19 protein-coding genes are annotated in these 18,892 nt (G+C 72.4%); 7 read left to right on the forward strand and 12 right to left on the reverse strand.

Translation table 11 applies throughout. From position 1 onward, the window contains the following. The first annotated feature begins 1 nt into the window (after nt 1). Nucleotides 2–553, forward strand: a complete 552-nt coding sequence (locus KBZ12_RS07410; RefSeq protein ID WP_254957277.1) for a bifunctional nuclease family protein — start codon at nt 2–4, stop codon at nt 551–553. Nucleotides 554–632: 79 nt separating this feature from the next. Continuing rightward, a complete protein-coding gene (locus KBZ12_RS07415) occupies nt 633–1,718 on the forward strand; it encodes an aldo/keto reductase (protein ID WP_254957345.1) in 1,086 nt (361 codons plus the stop codon). Here the strand turns inward: KBZ12_RS07415 and KBZ12_RS07420 are convergent. The 5 genes from KBZ12_RS07420 to topA are packed head-to-tail and all read right to left on the reverse strand — an operon-like array spanning nt 1,715 to nt 7,794. Continuing rightward, on the reverse strand, nt 1,715–2,737 hold the full coding sequence (locus tag KBZ12_RS07420) for a twin-arginine translocation pathway signal (RefSeq protein ID WP_254957278.1): 1,023 nt from the start codon (nt 2,735–2,737) through the stop codon (nt 1,715–1,717). The genes KBZ12_RS07415 and KBZ12_RS07420 overlap by 4 nt on opposite strands. Next, nucleotides 2,738–3,898, reverse strand: coding sequence for a nicotinate-nucleotide--dimethylbenzimidazole phosphoribosyltransferase (locus tag KBZ12_RS07425; protein ID WP_254957279.1), 1,161 nt, complete (start codon nt 3,896–3,898; stop codon nt 2,738–2,740). Continuing rightward, nucleotides 3,895–4,551 carry a DUF2232 domain-containing protein gene (locus tag KBZ12_RS07430; RefSeq protein WP_254957280.1) on the reverse strand — a complete coding sequence of 219 codons (657 nt, stop codon included), beginning with the start codon at nt 4,549–4,551 and terminating at the stop codon, nt 3,895–3,897. The genes KBZ12_RS07425 and KBZ12_RS07430 overlap by 4 nt, the downstream gene beginning before the upstream one ends. Nucleotides 4,552–4,555: 4 nt before the next feature. Then, nucleotides 4,556–5,065 carry a hypothetical protein gene (locus KBZ12_RS07435; RefSeq protein WP_254957281.1) on the reverse strand — a complete coding sequence of 170 codons (510 nt, stop codon included), beginning with the start codon at nt 5,063–5,065 and terminating at the stop codon, nt 4,556–4,558. Further along, nucleotides 5,065–7,794 (reverse strand): type I DNA topoisomerase, encoded by a 2,730-nt coding sequence (gene topA / locus KBZ12_RS07440; protein ID WP_254957282.1) that lies wholly within the window; start codon nt 7,792–7,794, stop codon nt 5,065–5,067. Before topA ends, KBZ12_RS07435 begins: the two co-directional genes overlap by 1 nt. 184 nt (nt 7,795–7,978) lie before the next feature. Here topA and KBZ12_RS07445 point away from each other — a divergent pair, with 184 nt between their 5' ends. Together KBZ12_RS07445 and KBZ12_RS07450 are read left to right on the forward strand one after the other, a co-directional pair. Further along, nucleotides 7,979–9,520 (forward strand): NAD(P)H-quinone oxidoreductase subunit N, encoded by a 1,542-nt coding sequence (locus KBZ12_RS07445; RefSeq protein ID WP_254957346.1) that lies wholly within the window; start codon nt 7,979–7,981, stop codon nt 9,518–9,520. A gap of 31 nt (nt 9,521–9,551) precedes the next feature. After that, a complete protein-coding gene (locus KBZ12_RS07450; protein WP_254957283.1) occupies nt 9,552–10,235 on the forward strand; it encodes an ABC transporter ATP-binding protein in 684 nt (227 codons plus the stop codon). A gap of 7 nt (nt 10,236–10,242) precedes the next feature. Here KBZ12_RS07450 and KBZ12_RS07455 read toward each other — a convergent pair whose 3' ends face one another. The 5 genes from KBZ12_RS07455 to KBZ12_RS07475 are packed head-to-tail and all read right to left on the reverse strand — an operon-like array spanning nt 10,243 to nt 14,684. Then, nucleotides 10,243–11,493, reverse strand: a complete 1,251-nt coding sequence (locus tag KBZ12_RS07455) for a M23 family metallopeptidase (protein WP_254957284.1) — start codon at nt 11,491–11,493, stop codon at nt 10,243–10,245. Nucleotides 11,494–11,529: 36 nt separating this feature from the next. Beyond that, on the reverse strand, nt 11,530–12,330 hold the full coding sequence (locus KBZ12_RS07460; RefSeq protein ID WP_254957285.1) for a biotin--[acetyl-CoA-carboxylase] ligase: 801 nt from the start codon (nt 12,328–12,330) through the stop codon (nt 11,530–11,532). Beyond that, a complete protein-coding gene (locus KBZ12_RS07465; RefSeq protein ID WP_254957286.1) occupies nt 12,327–13,538 on the reverse strand; it encodes an aminotransferase class I/II-fold pyridoxal phosphate-dependent enzyme in 1,212 nt (403 codons plus the stop codon). The genes KBZ12_RS07460 and KBZ12_RS07465 overlap by 4 nt, the downstream gene beginning before the upstream one ends. Next, nucleotides 13,525–13,875, reverse strand: coding sequence for a thioredoxin domain-containing protein (locus tag KBZ12_RS07470; RefSeq protein WP_254957287.1), 351 nt, complete (start codon nt 13,873–13,875; stop codon nt 13,525–13,527). The genes KBZ12_RS07465 and KBZ12_RS07470 overlap by 14 nt, the downstream gene beginning before the upstream one ends. Nucleotides 13,876–13,910: 35 nt before the next feature. Further along, nucleotides 13,911–14,684: a PspA/IM30 family protein gene (locus KBZ12_RS07475; RefSeq protein ID WP_254944175.1), complete on the reverse strand. Its 774-nt coding sequence runs from the start codon at nt 14,682–14,684 to the stop codon at nt 13,911–13,913. 95 nt (nt 14,685–14,779) lie between these two features. Between KBZ12_RS07475 and KBZ12_RS07480 the strand changes: the two genes are divergently transcribed. Further along, on the forward strand, nt 14,780–15,355 hold the full coding sequence (locus KBZ12_RS07480; RefSeq protein ID WP_254957288.1) for a DUF721 domain-containing protein: 576 nt from the start codon (nt 14,780–14,782) through the stop codon (nt 15,353–15,355). 19 nt (nt 15,356–15,374) lie between these two features. On the opposite strand, the gene KBZ12_RS07485 is transcribed toward KBZ12_RS07480, so the two are convergent. After that, the gene (locus tag KBZ12_RS07485; RefSeq protein WP_254957289.1) at nt 15,375–15,896 is read right to left on the reverse strand and encodes a WbuC family cupin fold metalloprotein; all 522 of its coding nucleotides are present in this window, start codon (nt 15,894–15,896) and stop codon (nt 15,375–15,377) included. Nucleotides 15,897–15,979: 83 nt separating this feature from the next. On the opposite strand from KBZ12_RS07485, the gene KBZ12_RS07490 reads away from it, so the two are divergent. Further along, nucleotides 15,980–17,155 carry a hypothetical protein gene (locus KBZ12_RS07490; protein WP_254957290.1) on the forward strand — a complete coding sequence of 392 codons (1,176 nt, stop codon included), beginning with the start codon at nt 15,980–15,982 and terminating at the stop codon, nt 17,153–17,155. Nucleotides 17,156–17,200: 45 nt separating this feature from the next. Here the strand turns inward: KBZ12_RS07490 and KBZ12_RS07495 are convergent, their stop codons facing one another. After that, nucleotides 17,201–17,707, reverse strand: a complete 507-nt coding sequence (locus KBZ12_RS07495; RefSeq protein ID WP_254957291.1) for a hypothetical protein — start codon at nt 17,705–17,707, stop codon at nt 17,201–17,203. Here KBZ12_RS07495 and KBZ12_RS07500 point away from each other — a divergent pair. Then, complete coding sequence (locus KBZ12_RS07500; RefSeq protein ID WP_254957292.1) at nt 17,688–18,683, forward strand: SDR family NAD(P)-dependent oxidoreductase; 996 nt, start codon at nt 17,688–17,690, stop codon at nt 18,681–18,683. The genes KBZ12_RS07495 and KBZ12_RS07500 overlap by 20 nt on opposite strands. Nucleotides 18,684–18,892: the final 209 nt, after the last annotated feature.

The following is an 18,892-nucleotide window of genomic DNA, read 5'->3' on the forward strand; positions in this document are numbered from 1 at the left end:
CATGGTTGAAATGTCTGTCGCCGGGATTGCCCTGGATGCGGCCAGCCGAAGTCCGATCGTCCTGCTGCGGGACCCTGCCGGCCGCAGGCAGGTGCCGATCTGGATCGACCAGGCCCAGGCGCAGAACATCCTTTCGGGCCTGAACAGGGAACGGCCCCCCCGGCCCCTCAGCCACGACCTGATGGCCAACCTGCTGGAGGCCGGCGGCCTGCAACTGGAGCGGGTGATCATCCACGCGATTGAGGACAACACCTTCCGGGCCGTGCTCAAGCTCCAGGACGGCACCGACCAGCCCATCGAGCTGGACGCCCGGCCGAGCGATGCCATTGCCCTGGCCCTGCGCACCGACAGCGGCATCTGGATGCTGGAGGAGGTGGTGGCCGATGCCTCAATCCCGGTGGATGCGGAGGCCGATGCCGAAGACCAGGAGGATTTCCGCCGCTTCCTCGACCGCACCAGCCCGGCCGACCTGATCCGCCACATCGGCCGAACGGTCGCTGAGCCCGATCTCGGCCCGGAGGAAGCCCCCGAGGGTGGTGGCCCTGGCGCCTGACCCCCAGGCCCCACCGCCGCAGGCGGCACGGCGACCGTTCGGACGCGGCAGGCCGGTGTCCGCGTTCACCCTCGGCACGATGCGGGCCCTGGACTCCCCGGAGGCCATGGACGCCGTGCTGGTGGCGGCCCTGGAGGCCGGGATCAACCACATCGAAACCGCCCCCGCCTACGGCCCGGCCGAGGCCTTCCTCGCCCGGGCCCTGCATCGGCTGGGGGAGCGCGACCCTGCCGGCCGCGCCGCCCTGGTGCTCACCAGCAAGCTGCTGCCAGGCCCGGATCTCGACGAAGGCCGCACACAACTGCGGGCCTGCCTGCAACGGCTGGGGATCAAGCGGCTCGACAACCTGGCGGTGCATGGCCTCAACCGGCCGGAGCATCTGGCCTGGGCCCTGTCGGGGCCAGGGGCCGAGCTGCTGGCCTGGGCCACGGGGGAGGGGCTGGTGGGCCAGGTGGGCTTCAGCAGCCATGGGGACACGGCCCTGATCGATGCGGCCCTGGACAGCGGCCGCTTCAGCTTCTGCAGCCTGCATCTGCATCTGTTCGACCGGGAGCGGCTGCCCCTGGCCCGCCAGGCCCTGGCGGCCGGGATCGGCGTGATGGCCATCTCCCCGGCCGACAAGGGCGGCCGTCTGTATGCGCCCCCCGCCGAACTGACGGCCGACTGCGCCCCTTTCGCGCCGCTGGAACTCGCCTACCGCTTCCTGCTGGCCGAGGGGATCAGCACCCTCACCCTGGGGGCCGCCCAGCCCGAAGACCTGGGCTGGGCCGTTCGCCTGGCCGGCGTCGAATGCCCCCCCAGCGCCGCCGAACGGCAGGATCTCGCGGTGGCACTGGCCCGCCTGGAGGCGGCCGGGAGGGGGCGGCTTGGGGGCGACCGCTGCGGCCAGTGCCGCCAGTGCCTGCCCTGCCCCAACGCCGTGCCGATCCCCGCCCTGCTGCGACTGCGCAACCTGGCGGTGGGCCATGGCATGGAGCCGTTTGCGAGCGAGCGCTACAACCTCATCGGCCGGGCCGGCCACTGGTGGGAACAGTTGGATGCCTCCGCCTGTGGCCGCTGCGGCGCCTGCCTGCCCCGCTGCCCGCTCCAGCTGCCCATCCCCGATCTCCTGGCGGACACCCACCGGCGGTTGGCAGCCGCGCCACGCCGCCGTCTGTGGGGCTAGCCGGCAGCAACGGGGGCGGCGCCATCCCACAGCTGCTGCAGCCTGCGGCGCTCGGCGGCGGCGAGGGGCGGCAAGCTGACACAGCGCTCCAGCACCGACTGGGGGGGCAGCAGCAGGGCGGCGATCGCCGCCGGGAAGTCCGCCAGGGCCTGCTGCAGCTGGTCCCTGGGCAGGGGCGGCACCCAGCCCCCCGCCAGCAGAGCCGGCAGCAGGGGGGGCTCCAGGGCCTCCCCCAGCCATTCCAGCGGCGGCTCCGGATGGGGACCCGCCGGCCGAAGCAACAGGTTCCAGCTCAGGGGTGAGCCGGCCTCGGGCAGCAGCACCTGCAGCCGGGGATCGCGGCGCAGCAGGCCCACCACCCGCTGGCGGGGCAGCACGGCGGCCTCGGCTTCGCCGGTGAGCAGCAGGCTCAGGCCATCCCGTTCGTCGTAGGCCAGGGCTGAGCGCCGCAGACGCCGCAGCCGTTCCGGGTCCTCCCCCACCAGGGCAATCGTCACCCGGGGGGAGGAGGGCAGCACCAGCCGGCCGGCCAGGCTGGGGTCGAGCAGCAGATCCCAGCCCTCGGCCCGGCGCCGGGCCAGGTCGGGCCGGCTGCGCAGCACCAGCACCCAGGGGCCATAGGACCAGGGGAACGCCAGGGGGCCGGCGCCGGGCGGGCCATGGAGTCGCGCCAGCGGAGCCGCCATCGGCGCGAGCCGCTCGATCAGGGCTGGCGTGCCGATGGGCTGCAGGTCGGCAGGCTTCAGCTCGCCGGCCCAGCCGTCGCTGAGCTGCACAAGACCCGTCAGGGGAGCGGCCGCCCGGACCAGCACCTGGGCGGGGTCCTCCAGGAACTGGCTGCGCCAGGGCTTGGGCAGGCGGCGAACCCAGGCGGCGGGCAGATCGCCCCGACTGCCCAGCAGCAGCGGCTCCTGGCGGTCGCAACCGGCCAGCAGGGTGAGGGCGGAAGCGGCACCGAGGCGCAGCAGGGTGCGGCGGCTGAGGCCCGGGGATGGCGGTGGGGGGAAGGGGGCACCCATTCAGCGGACCGTAGGCGGCGGCGGCCCCAACAGCGTGGCGCAGGACTGGTCGCAGAGGCGGGCCAGGGCAGGTCCTGGGCGGCCGCTGAGCTGCCACAGCAGGGCCAGCCCCCCCGCCCCCACCCCCTCCTTGACGTAGCCCCGCTCGTAGGCCGCCAGGGCCGGATGGCAGGGATCGGTGAAGCGCAGGTCGGCCGCGAAGGCCAGGGGCTCCACCCCCCAGCGCTCGCCGATGCGACGCAGCAGCAGCGCCAGGTCGCTGCCCGCCTCGTCGGCCACCCAGGCGGTGGTGCCCAGGGCGGTGCCGGCGGCGATCGCCGGGCGCAGGGAAGGGGGCGCCAGGGCCAGGGCCAGGGCCAGCACCGCCGCCATCTGGCTGCCGCCCGCCAGCAGCACGGGCCGGCCAGCGGCGGCGGCGGCCAGCACCATGGCGGCGGCCAGGGCCTGCATCGGATCCCCGAGGGCGGCGGCCACCCGTACCGCAGCGGCCCCATCCCCTGCGGCGGTACCGGAGAGGCCCGCCGCCCCCAGCCCCCGTTCCACCAGCGCCGCCTTGCGGCCATGGTCGGGGTGGCGCAGGCTGCCGCTCACCAGCCCGTGGGCCGCCACCCCCAGCCCCACCAGCACGGCCAGGGCGGTGCTGGTGCCCCCGGGAACGCATTCCGCCAGCAGCAGGGGGCGCCCGGGGGAGAGGCGCTCGCCCCAGCGGCGGCCCAGGGCCAGCAGGGCCTCCAGCCGGGGCGGATCGAGGGCCTGGCCGCCGCTGAGGCAGCGGGCAGGGCCACCCCCGGCCAGCCCTGGCAGCCGCAGATGGGCCACCGCCGGGGCCACCGGGCAGCCCAGGTCGACCACCAGGGGGTCCAGGGCCAGCTCCCGCAGCACCACATGGCTGATCAGGGCGGGGGACACCCCGGCGGGCAGGGGCGGCAGGGCATGGGGACGCTCCCCGGCGGGACCGAGCACCAGCAGTTCGGCATCGGCCGCCGCCGTGCGGAGCCGGGAGCTGGGGGTGGCACCGGCGGCGGAAATGCCGGGAACGGCGGCGGTGTCGGTGGCCGCCAGCAGCACCAGCACCTCGCTGTGGCGCCAGCCCTGCCGCCAGGGCCCGCACCAGCGGTCGGCGGCGGCCGCGGAACCGGAGATCCGGCGCAGCTGGCTCAAAGGGGGTCGAGGGCCACCAGACCGCGCAGGGCGGGCGGCGGTTCGCTGATCGGCAGGTCGAGCCTTGGGAAGATCCAGTAGGCCACGGCATGCAGGGCCAACAGCACGATCAGGTTCTGCAGCAGCACCAGCAGCAGGGCCGCGACCTGGACCTGGGCCAGGTCGAAGCCACCAGCCAGGCCCACCACCCCCGCCAGGCGGTCGAGCAGGTTGGCGGCGGCGGTGGTGATCACCACCCAGAGGTTCTCGCCCACCAGCACCGAAAGCACCGCCACCCGCACCAGGAAACCGCCGGCACCGATCAGGCCGCCCACCCCCAGGGTGAGCCACCAGCTGCTGCGGCGGCGCCAGCCCCAGCCCAGCCAGAGGGAGAGCAGGCCATAGGGGAACAGCACCAGGGGGCCCCGGATCGGCCCCATCAGGGCCACCAGCAGCAGGGTCGTTACCACCACGCCCTCCAGGGCGCAGCGCCAGCCATGGCGCAGCTGCAGCAGGGCCAGGGGCAGGGGCAGGGCGAGGCGGAACAGGGGGCTGCCCACTGGCAGGTAGTAGAGCGCCACCCAGAGAAGGGCGGTGGCGGCCGCCAGGTAGGCGGTGTCCATCAGCTGGCGCGCCTGGCGAGGGCTCAGCTGCCGCCGGGAGGGAGGGGTCATCGGCTCAGCGCGGCGCCGGCGCCGGACGGGAGCTGGGGGCCGCGCTGCCGCTGGCGGGGGCGGCACTGCCGGTGGCCGGGGCGGGGGGCTCGGTGTCCGAGGTGCCGGCCGCTGGCATGCGCTCGATCGTCTCCACCTCGAACGGCACCCCGGCGGCCCGCAGCGCCTTGGTGACCACCTCGGCCGGGGCGGAGGGATCCGCCAGGGGCAGGCGGATGGTGACGCGATAGGGGGCCGGCCGGACAGCCGGGGCCACGGGGGTCACCGGGGCGGCCGGAGCCGCGGGACGGGCGATGGGTTCCGCAGGGCGGGCCGGGGCGGCCGGGGACGGCCCTGGGGTGGCAGGGGTGGCCGTCCTGGGCGCGCTGGCCGGCGGTGAGGCTGGGGCGGCCGGGGCACGGGAAAAGCTTCGCGACAGGGCGTCGCCGAAGGTCGTACCGCCGCAGGCCGAGAGCAGCAGGGGCAGCGTCAGCAGGGTTCCCGCCAGCGGAAGGGAGGGGCGGGGCGGTGCCATCAGCTGCCCGCGGGTTTGATCACCCGCACGGCGCTGGCCCGCAGCCGTCCGGACTTGGTGGTGGCGGGGGGCTTCTTGGCGGTGGCTGGCTTGGGGGTCGCCTTTTTGGCCGCCGTCGCCTTGGTGGAGGGCTTGGCGGTAGCCCTGGTGGCGCTGCGGGCCTTGGCGGCGCTCTTGCTGGTGGCAGCCTTGGCGGCCAGCAGCTCCACCGCCTGGTCCAGGGAGATGGTGTCGGCGGTGGTGCCCTCGGGCAGGGAGGCGTTCACCTTGCCCTGCTTGACGTACAGCCCGTAGGGACCGTCGAACAGCTGGATCGCTTCCTCGGAGCCCTCCGGGGCACCGAGATCCTTCAGCGCGGTGCGGCCACCGCGACCCTTCTTGGGCATGGCCAGCAGCTCCAGGGCCCGGCCCAGGCCCACGGCCAGCACGTCATCTTCGGCCTTGAGGGAGCGGTAGTCCTTCTCCCCCTTGCCCTTGTCGTGGACCACGTAGGGGCCGAAGCGTCCCAGCCCGGCCTGCACCTTGCCCCCATCCGGATGCTCGCCCAGGTGGCGGGGCAGCCGCAGCAGCCCCAGGGCGTCCTCCAGGCTGAGGTCCTCGGGCTTGACGCCCTTGGGCAGGGAGGCCCGCTTGGGCTTGGGCACCTCCTCGCTCACCTGGCCGCGCTGCACATAGGGCCCGTACTGGCCGAACAGCAGGTACACCTGCTCGCCGCTCTCGGGGTCCTCTCCGAGCGATTCGGGGCCTTCGGCCTTCTGGCGCAGCAGCAGCTCGGCCTTCTCGGCATCGAGATCGGCCGGCGTGATCTCCTGGGGCAGGGTGGCCTTGAGCAGCTCCTCGCTGCCGTCCTCCGCCACCCGTTTGGTCTCGAGGTAGGCGCCGAAACGGCCGATCCGCACCACACAGGGCAGACCTTCCAGAACCACCGTGCGGGAGATGCCGGGGTCGATGTCGCCCTCCCGTTGCTGCACCTGGGTCTCCAGGCCCTTCTCGCCCTTGTAGAAGCCCTCCAGGTAGGGCAGCCACGACACCTTGCCCGTGGAGATCTCGTCGAGGGTGTGCTCCATCTTCGAGGTGAAGGCCGTGTCCACCAGGTCGGGGAAGTGCTCCTCCAGCAGGGCCGTCACAGCGAAGGCCGTGAAGCTGGGGGTGAGGGAGTTGTTCTGCAGGGTGGCGTAACCCCGGTCGACGATGGTGCCGATGATGCTGGCGTAGGTGGAGGGCCGGCCGATGCCCTCCTTCTCCAGGGTCTTGACCAGGGCCGCCTCGCTGTAGCGGGCGGGGGGCTGGGTCTGGTGGCCGAGGGCCTCGACGCCACGGCAGAGGGGCGCGTCGCCGACGGCGAGCGAGGGCAGCAGCACCTCCTGGCCCTCCAGGGCCGCATCGGGGTCGTCGCTGCCCTCCACGTAGGCGCGGAAGAAGCCGGCGAAGTCGATGCGCTTGCCGCTGGAGCGGAAGGTGGCACCCGCCGCTTCGATGTCGACGGCCAGCAGGGTGAGCCGGGCATCGGCCATCTGGCTGGCCACGGTGCGCTTCCAGATCAGCTCGTAGAGGGCCAGGTCGCGGCCGTCGAGTCCGGTGTCCTTCGGCGTACGGAAGCTCTCGCCGGCGGGCCGGATCGCCTCGTGGGCCTCCTGGGCGTTGCGGGCCTTGGTGCTGAACTGGCGCGGCGCCGGGCTGAGGAACTCCTTGCCGTACATCGCGCCGACGCAGTTGCGCGCCGCCGTCAGGGCCTGGTCGGAGAGGTGCACCGAGTCGGTGCGCATGTAGGTGATGAAACCCCGCTCGTAGAGGGCCTGGGCCGTGCGCATGGTGTCGCGGGCCGAGAGCCGCAGCTTGCGGTTGGACTCCTGCTGCAGGGTGCTGGTGGTGAAGGGGGGCACGGGCTTGCGCACCGTGGGCTTCTCCTCCACCGCCGCCACGCGCCAGGGGGAGCTTTCCACGGCAGCCTTGAGCGCCGCCGCCTCCGCCTCGCTGAGCAGCTTCACCTTGCTGCCGGTCTTGAGGCCGCCGGTGGTCTCGTCGAAGTCGGAGCCGCCGGCGATGCGCTCGGCCCCCACGTGGGTGAGCTTGGCCTCGAAGGGCGAGGCCGTCTGCTCCAGGCGGGCCTTGAGATCCCAGTAGCTGCCGCTGCGAAAGGCGCGGCGGGCCCGTTCGCGCTGCACCAGCAGCCGCACCGCCACCGACTGCACCCGTCCGGCGGACAGGCCCCAGGCCACCTTCTTCCAGAGCAGGGGCGAGAGGGTGTAGCCCACCAGGCGATCGAGAATGCGGCGGGTCTCCTGGGCATGGACCAGCTCCATGTCGAGGTCACGGGTCTGGTCGAGGGCGCGGCCGATCGCCTCCTTGGTGATCTCGTGGAACACCATCCGCTTCACCGGCACCTTCGGCCCCAGCAGCTGCAGCAGGTGCCAGCTGATGCTCTCCCCTTCCCGGTCTTCGTCCGTGGCCAGCAGCAGCTGGTCGGCGTCCTTGAGGGCGTCCTTGAGCTCCTTCACCACCTTTTTCTTGTCCTTCGGCACCACGTAGAGGGGCTCGAAGGCGTTGGCGGTGTTGACGCCGAGGTTGGCCCACTTCTCCCCCTTATGGGCCGCAGGAATTTCGCTGGCATTGTTGGGCAGATCGCGCACATGGCCCATCGACGCCTCCACCCGGAAGGTCTTGGGCAGGAACGCCCGGATGGTGCGGGCCTTGGTGGGGCTCTCGACGATGACCAGGGTGTGGGCCACGGGAAGGCGCGATACCGCTTCCTTCTTTATCGCATCGGCGTACCCGGCGGGTATCGGGGCACCAGACCGCCCCCCCAGATGGCGGCTACAGTCCGGCACATCGCGTGCCTCCCCGAACCCTGTGGCAGACCTGTTTCTGGCAGCAGCGAGCTCCGTCACCACGGCCGCTTCCGCCGCCGAGGCCATTGCCTCGGGTCTGGGCACCGGCGCGCTGGCCCTGCAGCTGAATGCCGGGGCGATCGCTCCGGAAGTGGCCGTCCTGCTCACCATGATGGTCTGCCTTGTGGTCGACCTGACCGGTGAAAAGGCTGCCAGCCGCTGGGTGCCGCCCATCTGCTACGGCGGCCTGAGTGCCTCCCTGGTGCTGCTGGCCCTGCAGTGGAACAGCCCCCTGGAGCCGTCGTTCCTCGGCTCCTTCCTGGCCGACAACCTGGCCATCGCCTTCCGAGCGGTGGTGGCCGCCTCCACCTTGATCTCCCTGCTGCTGAGCTGGCGCTACGTGGAGCGCAGCGGCACACCGATGGGCGAGTACGCCGCGATCCTGCTGGCCGCCACCCTCGGGGCCATGTTCCTGTGCGGCTCCACCGACCTGGTGAGCATCTTCATTTCCCTGGAAACCCTTTCGGTGGCCAGCTATCTGCTGGCGGGCTACATGAAGCGGGATGCCCGCAGTTCCGAGGCGGCTTTGAAGTATCTGCTGGTGGGATCGGCCGCCGCGGCGGTGTTCCTCTACGGCGCCTCCCTGCTCTACGGCCTCAGCGGCGGTGCCACCAGCCTGGCCACCATCGGTCTGGCCCTCCAGACCAGCGCCTCACCGATCACAGCCCTGGCCCTGGTGTTCGTGCTGGCCACGGTGGCGTTCAAGATCGCCGCGGTTCCTTTCCATCAGTGGACCCCCGACGTCTATGAGGGTTCCCCCACACCGGTGGTCGCCTTCCTGTCGGTGGGATCCAAGGCCGCTGGTTTCGCCCTGGCGGTGCGGCTGCTGGTGGGCTGTTTCGAAAGCTTCGATGCCCAGTGGAAGTTCCTGTTCACCGTGCTGGCCGTGCTGAGCATGGTGCTGGGCAACGTGGTGGCCCTGGCCCAGACCTCGATGAAGCGAATGCTGGCCTATAGCTCCATCGGCCAGGCCGGCTTCGTGATGATCGGCCTGGTGTGCGGCACCGAGGACGGCTTCTCGGCGATGGTGCTCTACATGGCGGCCTATCTGTTCATGAACCTGGGCGCCTTCGCCTGCATCATCCTGTTCTCGCTGCGCACCGGCAGCGACCGAATCGCTGACTACGCCGGCCTTTACCAGAAGGATCCCCTGATCACCCTGGGGCTGAGTCTGTGCCTGCTCTCCCTCGGTGGCATCCCGCCCATGCTGGGCTTCTTCGCCAAGATCTACCTCTTCTTCGCCGGCTGGGCCGACCACCAGTACCTGCTGGTGGTGGTGGGTCTGGTCACCTCGGTGGTGTCGATCTACTACTACATCTCGGTGATCAAGATGATGGTGGTCAAAGAACCCCAGGAGGCCTCCGATGTGGTCAAGGCCTACCCCGCCATCACCTGGAATCTGGCTGGCATGCAGCCCCTGCGGGCGGCCCTGGTGGGCTGTGTGGTGATCACCGCCGTGGGGGGAGTTCTCTCCAGCCCCCTGTTCGACTGGGCCACCTCCACCGTGGCCGGCACCCCGATCCTGCAGCAGGCCATCGCCGCGGCGGCCATCGCTCCCCTGGGCTGAGTCGAGGTCTGGTTTCCCTAGCCTGGCGGCCATGGATCTCCCCAATCCCCCGGTGGCCGAGCTGGTCCACGTCTCGAAGGTCTACGGCAGCGGCGACACGGAGGTCCGCGCCCTCGACGATCTCTCCCTGACCGTCCAGCAGGGCGACTATCTGGCGGTCATGGGGGCCAGCGGCTCCGGCAAGAGCACAGCGATGAACATCCTCGGCTGCCTGGACCGCCCCAGCTCCGGCAGCTACCGGCTGAACGGCACCGATGTCGACAGCCTCGACGACGATGCGCTGGCCGACCTGCGTAACCAGCAACTGGGCTTCGTGTTCCAGCAGTTCCATCTGCTGCCGCAGCTGAGTGCCATCGACAACGTCATGCTGCCGATGATCTATGCCCGCGTCCCGAAGGAGGAGCGCCGGCGGCGGGCCCTGGCCGCCCTCGATCGGGTGGGCCTCTCCCACCGGTTGGAGAACAAGCCCAACCAGCTCTCGGGCGGCCAGCAGCAGCGGGTGGCCCTGGCCCGGGCGATCATCAACGATCCAGCCATGCTCCTGGCCGACGAACCCACCGGGGCCCTGGATTCCCACACCACGGAGGAGGTGCTCAGCCTCTTCGGTGATCTCAATGCCCAGGGCATCACGATCCTGCTGGTGACCCACGAAAACGAGGTGGGTGCGAGGGCCGATCGGGTCGTGCACTTCCGCGACGGCCGCATCAGCGGCTGAGGTGCCCTCAGCCCGGTGCGGGCACGGGCAGCCGCTCCCCGGGCAGGGGCAGGGGCGAGCGGGGGCGCTCCAGGGTGGCGATGAGCTGGCCCATCAGCAGGGCCACCGCGTCGGTGGACCCACGGCCATCCGGGCCGGCCAGGCCGGCGAACAGGCTGCCGCCGGGGTCGAGATCGCCCGGGTCGGTGGCGACCCAGCCGCCATCCTGGGGCAGGCGCAGCTCGAAATGCAGGTGAGGACCGGTACTCAGGCCCGTGCTGCCCACCCGGCCGATGACCTCACCCTGGCGCACCATCTCGCCGTCCTTGACGTAGAGCTCGGACAGGTGGCCGTAGAGGGTGCGGCGGCGGGGGCGTTCGTGCTCGAGCTCCACCGCCAGGCCATAGCCGCCGGCCAGACCACTGCTGACGACGCGGCCGGAGAGGGCCGCCACCACCGGGGTGCCCTCGGGGGCCGCCAGATCGCGGCCGGCGTGCATCAGCCAGCTGCCGATGACGGGATGCAGGCGCCAGCCGAAGCCGCTTGTGGTGACCGCTGAGCCGATCAGGGGGAAGAGCAGCCGCAGGTTGCCGTTGCCACCGATCGGGGCGGGACGGGGGGTGACCCGGAACACGTCGGTGAGCCGAAAGCTGCCGTCGGCGCCTGTGAGCAGGGCGCTGACGGGGACGGTGATCGGCGGCAGGGGGGAGGCGCCGAGGCCGAAACCGCCGAAGCCGTCGCCGCGCCCCCCGGCCACCAGATCACCCTCGCCCAGGCCGTCCGAAAGGCCATCCTTGCGGCCACGGCCGATGATGATCACGCCGCTGTTGCATTCCTGCACCGAGAGGGCCCCGGCACGGCAGGCCTTGCTGCGGGTGGCCGCCTCCTGGGGCGAGAGCAGGGAGCCGCGCACCCGCACCCGTTCGCCCGGGGTCACCACCCCTTCCCGCACCAGGGCATCGAGGGAGGCATCGAAGCGGCGAACCGGTTCGGGACGGCGCTCCGCCGTTCCAGGACGCAGCGTCGCCGGTGCGGCCTCGCCGCTGACCGGTGGCGGCGGCGCCAGGGGTTGGACGGGGGCCTGGAATTCGGGTCGGGTGACCGGCGCGGCGATCCTCACCGAAGGGCGCAGCACCGGGGTCGGGTCTGGGGCCTGGGCCGGCGGGGCCGTCGGTTCGGCCCCAGGAACGGCCTGGGCCAGAACGAGGGGCATGGCCAGCCAGGAGACCGTGGCGCCGGCCGAAAGGGCCGTCAGGGCGGTGAGGGGCTTGGGGGCCATGTCAGGAAAAGGCGAAACACACTGTAAGGGGGGTCCTCATCCGGCGCCGAAACAGCGGTGCAGCACCCGCTCCCGGGGACCGTGAACCAACCGCAGACCGCCATCGCTCGCCAGCCCGGCCGGACGCCAGTCGTGGCCGTCGAGGCGGATGGGGCCAGCGGGCAGCAGCAGGCGCCGCTCGGCCTGGCGGCGCACCTCCTCGGGCCGCCCGGCCCAGGCCATGGCCCACTCCAGGGCCGCCAGCACTTCCCCACTCCAGCGCAACGGATCGGCGCGCCCTGGGCCCAGCACCGTTGCCACGGCCACCGCACCGGCAGGCACCCGGTTGGCGGCATTGAGCCCCACCCCCACGCGGGCCCAGCGGCAGGCTCCCCCCCGCAGCCGCAGCCGGGGCAGCAGGCCCGCCAGCTTCAGCGGTGCGGCACCACCGTTGGCTGGGTCGGAGGGGACCAGCAGCAGATCGTTGGGCCACTTGAGTCGCACCGGCAGGCCCCGGGCCTCCAGCCGCAGGCACAGGCCCACCGCCATCGCCAGGCCAGGCGCGGCGGCCAGCTCAGCAGCGGCAGGCCAGGGCAGGGCCGCACTCACCCAGACCCCTCCGCTCGGCGAGCACCAGGGGCGGTCCTGCTGGCCGCGGCCGAAGCGCTGGCGGCCGGCGATCACAGCCCGGGGGGTCCGCAGCGGCCCGGCACCGGCGAGGCGTGGATCAGCGGCCAGCCAGCGGTCGAGCTCCGTCTCGGTGCTGGCGCACACCGGCAGGGCCCGCAGCCGCCAGGCAAGGGGAGACGGCGGGGCGTCCGGCAGTGCCCGCCGATGGGCCCCGATCGCGCCGATCAAAACCGACGCAGCCAGTCGCCGATGCGGGCCGCCCCTGCCTCCAGGTCTGCGGCCGGGTGGACCAGCGCCAGCCGCTGCCAGCCCTCGCCGCCGGGGCCGAAGCCGTTGCCAGGGGTCAGGCAGACGCCACTTCCCTCCAACAGGGCGGCGCAGAACCGCTCCGAATCCAGACCCCGAGCCCGCGCCACTTCAGGGATCTGCAGCCACAGGTAGAGCGCCATCGAGGGCAGCCGCACTGGCCAGCCCTGGGCCTCGAGGGCGGCGGCCATGCGGTCGCGGCGCTCCCGGTAGACCGCCCGCAGCTGCTCGGGCCAGTGGGGGGCCTGCTCCAGGGCGGCAATGGCTCCGGCCTGCAGGGCCAGGGACTGGTTGAAGTCCACCACCCCCTTGAGCTGGCGCAGGGCGGTGATCAGGTCCTCGGCGCCGATGGCGAAGGCCAGCCGGTACCCCCCCAGGCACCAGCTCTTAGAGAAAGAGAAGAACTCGATCCCGCAACGTCGCCAGGCGGGATGGCGCAACAGGGCGGGGGCCTCCCCCTCCAGGGCCAGGTCCACGTAGGGGTTGTCGTGGGCGAGCACCACGTCGTGGCGCAGGGCCCGCTCCACCGCCGCATCCAGCCAGGCCTGCTCGCCGGTGGTGGCCGTGGGGTTGTGGGGGAAGCCCAGCACCATCAGTTTGAGGGCCTGCCACTGGCTGAGGGCCAGTCGGTCGAAATCCGGCCGCCAGCCGGCCTCGGCATCGAGGGGCAGCAGCACCGGATCGGCGCTGGCCAGATGCAGACCGCCCATGTGGGAGGGGTAGTAAGGATCGAGCAGCAGGGCCGGATCGCCCGGGTTGAGCACCGCCAGCGGCAGGTGGGCCGTGCCCTCCTGGGAGCCCACCAGCAGCAGCACCTCCGTTTCCGGATCCACCGCCACATCGAACCGGCGCCGCGCCCAGGCCGCCACCGCCTCGCGGAAGGGCAGGGTGGCGGCGTGGAGGCAGTAAGAGGCGCTCTCCGGCCGGCCCAGGCCCGCAGCGATGGCCTCAAGGGCCACAGGGGGGGGCTGCAGGTCGGTGGAGCCGAGGGAGAGATCCAGCAGCGGCGGCAGGGGAGCGCCATCCGGGGCGCAGCCGTCGGCGGCACGGGCGCTGTAGGCGGCCTTGCGCTGATCGTTGCGGGCGAAGACGCCGCTGCCGAGCCGCGACAGGCGCTCAGAGATGGGCATCAAGGAACGCCTTGAGCTGGGACTGGGCCATGGCACCTTCGTGGCGGGCCACTTCCAGGCCGGCCCGGAACAGGATCAAGGTGGGCAGGCCCTGCACCTTGAGGCTGTCGCGGCTGATGGGGTTGGGATCGGCCTCCAGCTTGCCGACGGTGAGGCTGCCCCCGGAAACCTCGGCGTAGGCCGTGGCGGCCCAGGTCATCAGGGGCGCCATCAGGCGGCAGGGGCCACACCAGGCCGCCCAGACGTCCACCAGCACCGGTCCTGGAGCCTCGAGAACCGACGCCTGGAAGTTGGCATCGGTGAGTTCTAGGACGGGGGAGTCGACGTCGGCGGGCACGGCGTTCGGGACGGCAGTAGTCCGATTGTATGAATTCAGAGCTTGTCGATGGACTGGCGCAGTTCCTCGAGTTCGGCATTCACCTCAGCCACCTTGACCGGCTCCAGCTGGGGGGCCGGACCGCCCTCCATCGGCAGGGAGATGGGGGTCTTGCCGCCTTCCAGCCGGTTCTTGAGGGCCGCCAGCTCCTCGTCGACGTTGCTGCCCTCCAGCGCGGCGAACTGGCTTTCCAGATCGGCACCGGCCAGCTCCGCGGCGGCCTGGCTGCGGGCCTCCATGTTGAGCACCTTCTCCTCCATCTGGTCGAAGGCGGCCATCGAACTGTTGGTGTTCAGGCTGCCCACGGCGTTCTGGAGCTGCTCCTGGGCCTGGGCCGCCTGGGCGCGGGCCTTGAGCATGTCCTTCTTGGTCTTGGCCTCGGCGATCTTGCCCTCAAGGGCGGTGAGGCTGCGCTTGAGGGTGTCGACCTGGCCGGCCTGGCCGTTGAGCTGGGCGTTGAGGGCGGCGGCGGTGTCGGTGTAGGTCTTGCGGCGGGAGAGGGACTCCCGGGCCAGATCCTCCTCCCCCTTCTTGAGGGCCAGCTCGGCGCGCTCGTACCAGGTGCGGCTCTGGGCCTCGGCCTGCTCCGCCTGATTCTGCAGCCGCTTCTGGCTGGCGATGGCGGTGGCCACCGCCTGGCGCAGCTTGACCAGATCGGCCTGCATGTCGGCCACGGACTGATCCAGGATCTTGGCCGGATCCTCAGCCTTGCTCACCAGGTCGTTGAGGTTGGCGCGCAGGAGGCGGCTGAGCCGATCGAAGAAACCCATGGAAGCGGGGCTATTGCAGAAACTGACAGTAGCCAGAACCGGCCGCGGGAGCCTCCCCGGCGGCCAGCGGATTGCCGCACCCCTAGCGTGGAGCGATGGAGCCCTCCCGTTCTCGCCAGCGCCGCCAAGCCGACAGCGGCGGCGCCCGTCGCAGGATCAGCGAGGCGGTGCAGACCCGGCGGGTGGGCAACATCTCGCTGCTGATGCCGCCCCCCCGAGCGCCGGCCAGCGCCCTTTCAAGTTGCCTCGAGAGCCTCCAGCAGGACTGGCGCCGCGACGGCCACCTGGCCAGTCTGTGGCGGGAGTGGCCCCGCATCGCCGGCCCCCAGCTGGCCCCCCATTGCCGCCCCCTGCAGCTGCAGGGGGGTCTGCTGACCGTGGGTGCGGCGCCAGGGCCGTGGCTGCAGGCCCTGCAGTACAACCGCCACCAGCTGCTGGGTTCGCTGCGGGCCGCTGGCTTCGCGGTGCGGGACGTGCGGGTGCAGCAGCACCACCCCGGCGCCCCCGGCACGCCGGGCGGCCAGAGCGAGGCGGACGTGTGGGCCGTCCATCCCAGCCGCTGCGATGTCCATGGGATGGCGGACTGCCCGGCCTGCGGCCGGCCGGCCCCGGCTGGGGAGATGGCCCGCTGGGGCCACTGCAGCTTCTGCCGCCGCGCCGAACTGACCTGACGGTCGCAGCCGGGGCCGTTCAGGGTCCGCCAGCCGCCCTGCGATCGTCGAACAGGGCCCGCCAGGCCTGCTCCTGGACCGCCGCGGCCTCGGTGCCTTCGAGGGGGAACCCGGTCAGGAAGTCCTTGTCGGCGGCGGGCTCGTAGGGCCCCTGCTTGATCTCCATCAGCACCGCATCGGCGCTCAGGGCCACCAGGGTGTGGATCACTCCTTCGGCCAGCTCAATCCCGAAAAGGGGCCCGCCGGCACTGATCCGCTCCCGGCCCAGCACCCGTCCGGCGCCATCGAGCAGCAGCAGCCCCACCTCCCCCTGCAGCACGAGGAAGAATTCGAAACCCTCGCCGGGCTGCGCGCGTCGGTGACGGTGGGGCCGCACGTAGGTGCCCGGCTGCAGCACATTCAGGAAGCGCTGCACCCGATCGGCGGGGGCGTGGAAGTTGTGGTTGCGGCGCCGGCGAGGGGAGTCGGCGGCGGCGGCGGTCACCGCATCGAAGAGGTCCTGGTCGATGCGCTGAAGAGGGGACGGGGCGGCGGAGTCCATCGCAGGGACGGCGGGCGAACCGTTGTCTAGCTGTGCTGGGCAGCGGCCCATAGATTGGGCATCCCTCCAACGGCATGGACGTCATGGGCGCTGGTCCGCGGGTGTCCTGGCAGGCGGCCGCACCCCTTGTTCTTCTGCTCGGCACCGGCCAGGCCCTGCCGGCCCTCGCGGCGGCGGCCGAACCGGGGGCCAGGCCGGCGGCGCCGGTCGCCACCTACACGATCGAGGCCACCACCACGGCGGGGATGGGGGCGATGGGCGGCGCCGGCATGCTGCAGATGATGCTGGGGGGACGGCCGGCGATGGGCGCCACCAGCCGCCAGCTGGAGCTGCGGCTGCAGTCCCCGCAGACCACCGCCAACCCCTCGGCCGAGCACCGCATCCCTGCCGCCCTGGCGATGGGGACGGCCCTGCCGCTGAAGAGCGGCGCCGACAGCCCTGGGCAGACCGGCCAGAAGTGGAAGGAGGAGGACATCCCCGAGGCGAAGGGCCGGCTGCTGATCTTCCGCGGCTGTGCCGAGAGCGCCGGCGCCGGCCAGCCCGAGATCATCACCCTGAAGGGGCTGACCACGGAGCAGCGGCCCCAGGTGCTGTCGGGCCTGAAGCAGCTGGCGGCGGCCACCGGCCCCGCGGGCACCTCGGGCCTCTGGCCGTCGGGCGAGGAGGCGCCGGTGGTGCCGCCGCAGGCCTCCCTGGTGGGGAATCATGTGGTGGCCAGCAACTACGCCCCGGAGATCCGCTTCCAGGTGGGCAGCGGCCACGATTTCCTGGCGCCGGTGAAGCTGACAAGCACCCAGGCTGGCGGCGCCCAGCGACTGAGCTGGCCGACCATCCCCACCGCCCTCGGCTACCAGGCAACCGCCACCGGCATGGGTCGCCAGGAGGGCGACATCGTGATGTGGAGCTCCAGCGAGCTGCCCATGGTCGACAGCGCCGTGCCGGATGAGCTGCGGGCCCCCGAGGCGGCCCGACTGGTGCAGCGCGGGGTGCTGCTGGCTCCGGAGCGCACCACCTGCGCGGTGAGCGCCCAGGCCATGGCGGCGATGGGGGCAGCGGTGGTGACCTTCACCGCCTACGGCGACACGCTGCTGCTGAGCAGCCCCCAGGGCAGCCCCGCCTGGCGGCTCAGCCTGGAGCGGCGCTCCACCGCCACCCGTCTGCTGGGGGAAGGCATGGAGGGCCTCGATCCGGGCTCCGGCGAAAGCAAGGAGGCGCCGGCCCAGAAGGGTGGGGGCTTCAACCTTTTCAAGCTGTTCTGATCGGTTCCACGCCCGTCGGCCGGACTGCCGGTCACGACCCTGCCGTCACCGGCCGCGTCGCTGCTGGCGGAGCTGGATCCCACCTCCCGGACCCACCTCGATCCGCACCTCTTCCCCGTACTGGCCGTTGGTGACGTAGCCCTCGGCCGCCCGCAGGCGGGTGCCTTCGGCCAGCTCGCCCTCGATCGCGACATGGGCATCGGACACGATGCGGAAGGAGCGGCTGAGCGACGCCCCATCCGCGATCGGCTCGAAACGCAGCGTCTGCCAGGGCAAGGACACCTCCAGGGACGTGATCGTGAGCCCGCTCCTGTTGGTGACCGTGAGCCCGTTGCGGGTGTGCTCCCGGAACGCCACGCCGCCGCCGATGGCCGCCGCCAGACCCGCGGCCGTCGCCAGCGCCAGGATCGAGCGTCGAGGCAGGCAGGGCGCAGGGGGGCCTCTGGCAGGGCCGGAGCCGGCGGCCCGGGATCCGGCGTCCGTAGCCTGGGCCGGCTCGGCACCCGATTCGCCGCCCGCAGGAGTCCGCCCCTTGGCCGCAACGCGCCACATCCTGCTGACCGGCGGCAATTCCGGCATCGGCTTCGAAGCGGCCGTGGTCCTCTGCCGGGCCGGCCACCGCCTCACCCTGCTCTGCCGGGACCGGGCCACCGCCGAGGCGGCCGGAGGCCGGGTGCTGGAGCGGGCCGGCGCCAGCACACCCCCCGCCACCGCGGTCTGCGACCTGGCGGATCTGGAGAGCGTGCGGGCCTGTACCACCGCCCTGCTCGCCCGGGGGACCCCCATCGACACGCTGGTGCTCAATGCCGGCCTGCAGTACGCCGGTGCCAGCGAGCCGCGGCGCACCGCCCAGGGCCATGAGCTCAGCTTCGGGGTGAACCATCTGGGCCATGTCCTGCTGACCCACCAGCTGGGGCCCCTGCTGACGGCCGGACCATCGCCACGGCTGGTGGTCACCGCCAGCGAGGTCCACGACCCCACCACCGCGGGGGGAAAGGTGGGCGCCCCGGCGGGGCTCGGAGAACTGGCTGGCCTGGTGCCTGGCCAGGGCACCACGATGGTGAACGGCACGGACAAGTTCAATGCCGACAAGGCCTACAAGGACAGCAAGCTCTGCAACGTGCTGTTCGCCCGCGAGTTCGCCCGGCGGCTGGAGGCAGGGGGCACGCCCTATCCGGTGATCGCCTGGAGCCCGGGGCTGGTGATCCCGCCCACCAGCACAGGCGGCTTCTGGCGCTACAGCCGCCAGTCGAATGAGCTGGGGCAGCGGCTGTTCGCCCTGGCGGCCCGCTCGCTGCTGCGCCTCACCGAAAGCGTCGAGAACGCCGGGGCCCTGCTGGCCGCCCTGGCCGTCGATGACGCCTACGCCGCCAGCGGCTTCACCTACCACCGCAACCGTGTCACGGCCCCGGGCCGGCACCTGTTCGAGGCCAGCGCCACCAGCACCGAAGGGCAGGACCCTGAGCTGGCCCGGCAGCTCTGGGAGGCGAGTGCGGCCCTGGTGGGCGTGGGGGCGGATTGGCCGTGAGCGGCCGGCCCGAGCGGCGGCTGTTCCTCCCTGGCGCCTCGGGCGATACGTCCTTCTGGCGCCCCCTGGAGCAGCGGCTGGCCTGCCGCGCCGAGCGGCTGCATCTGGGCTGGCCGGGTTTCGGCGACACCCCGCCCGAGTCAGGAGTCTCGGGCTTCAACGACCTGCTGGCCCTGGTGCTGGAGCCGCTGGATCGCCCCTGCGCCCTG

This window comes from Cyanobium sp. Cruz CV13-4-11 (genome assembly GCF_024346055.1).
Taxonomy (GTDB): Bacteria; Cyanobacteriota; Cyanobacteriia; order PCC-6307; family Cyanobiaceae; genus Cyanobium.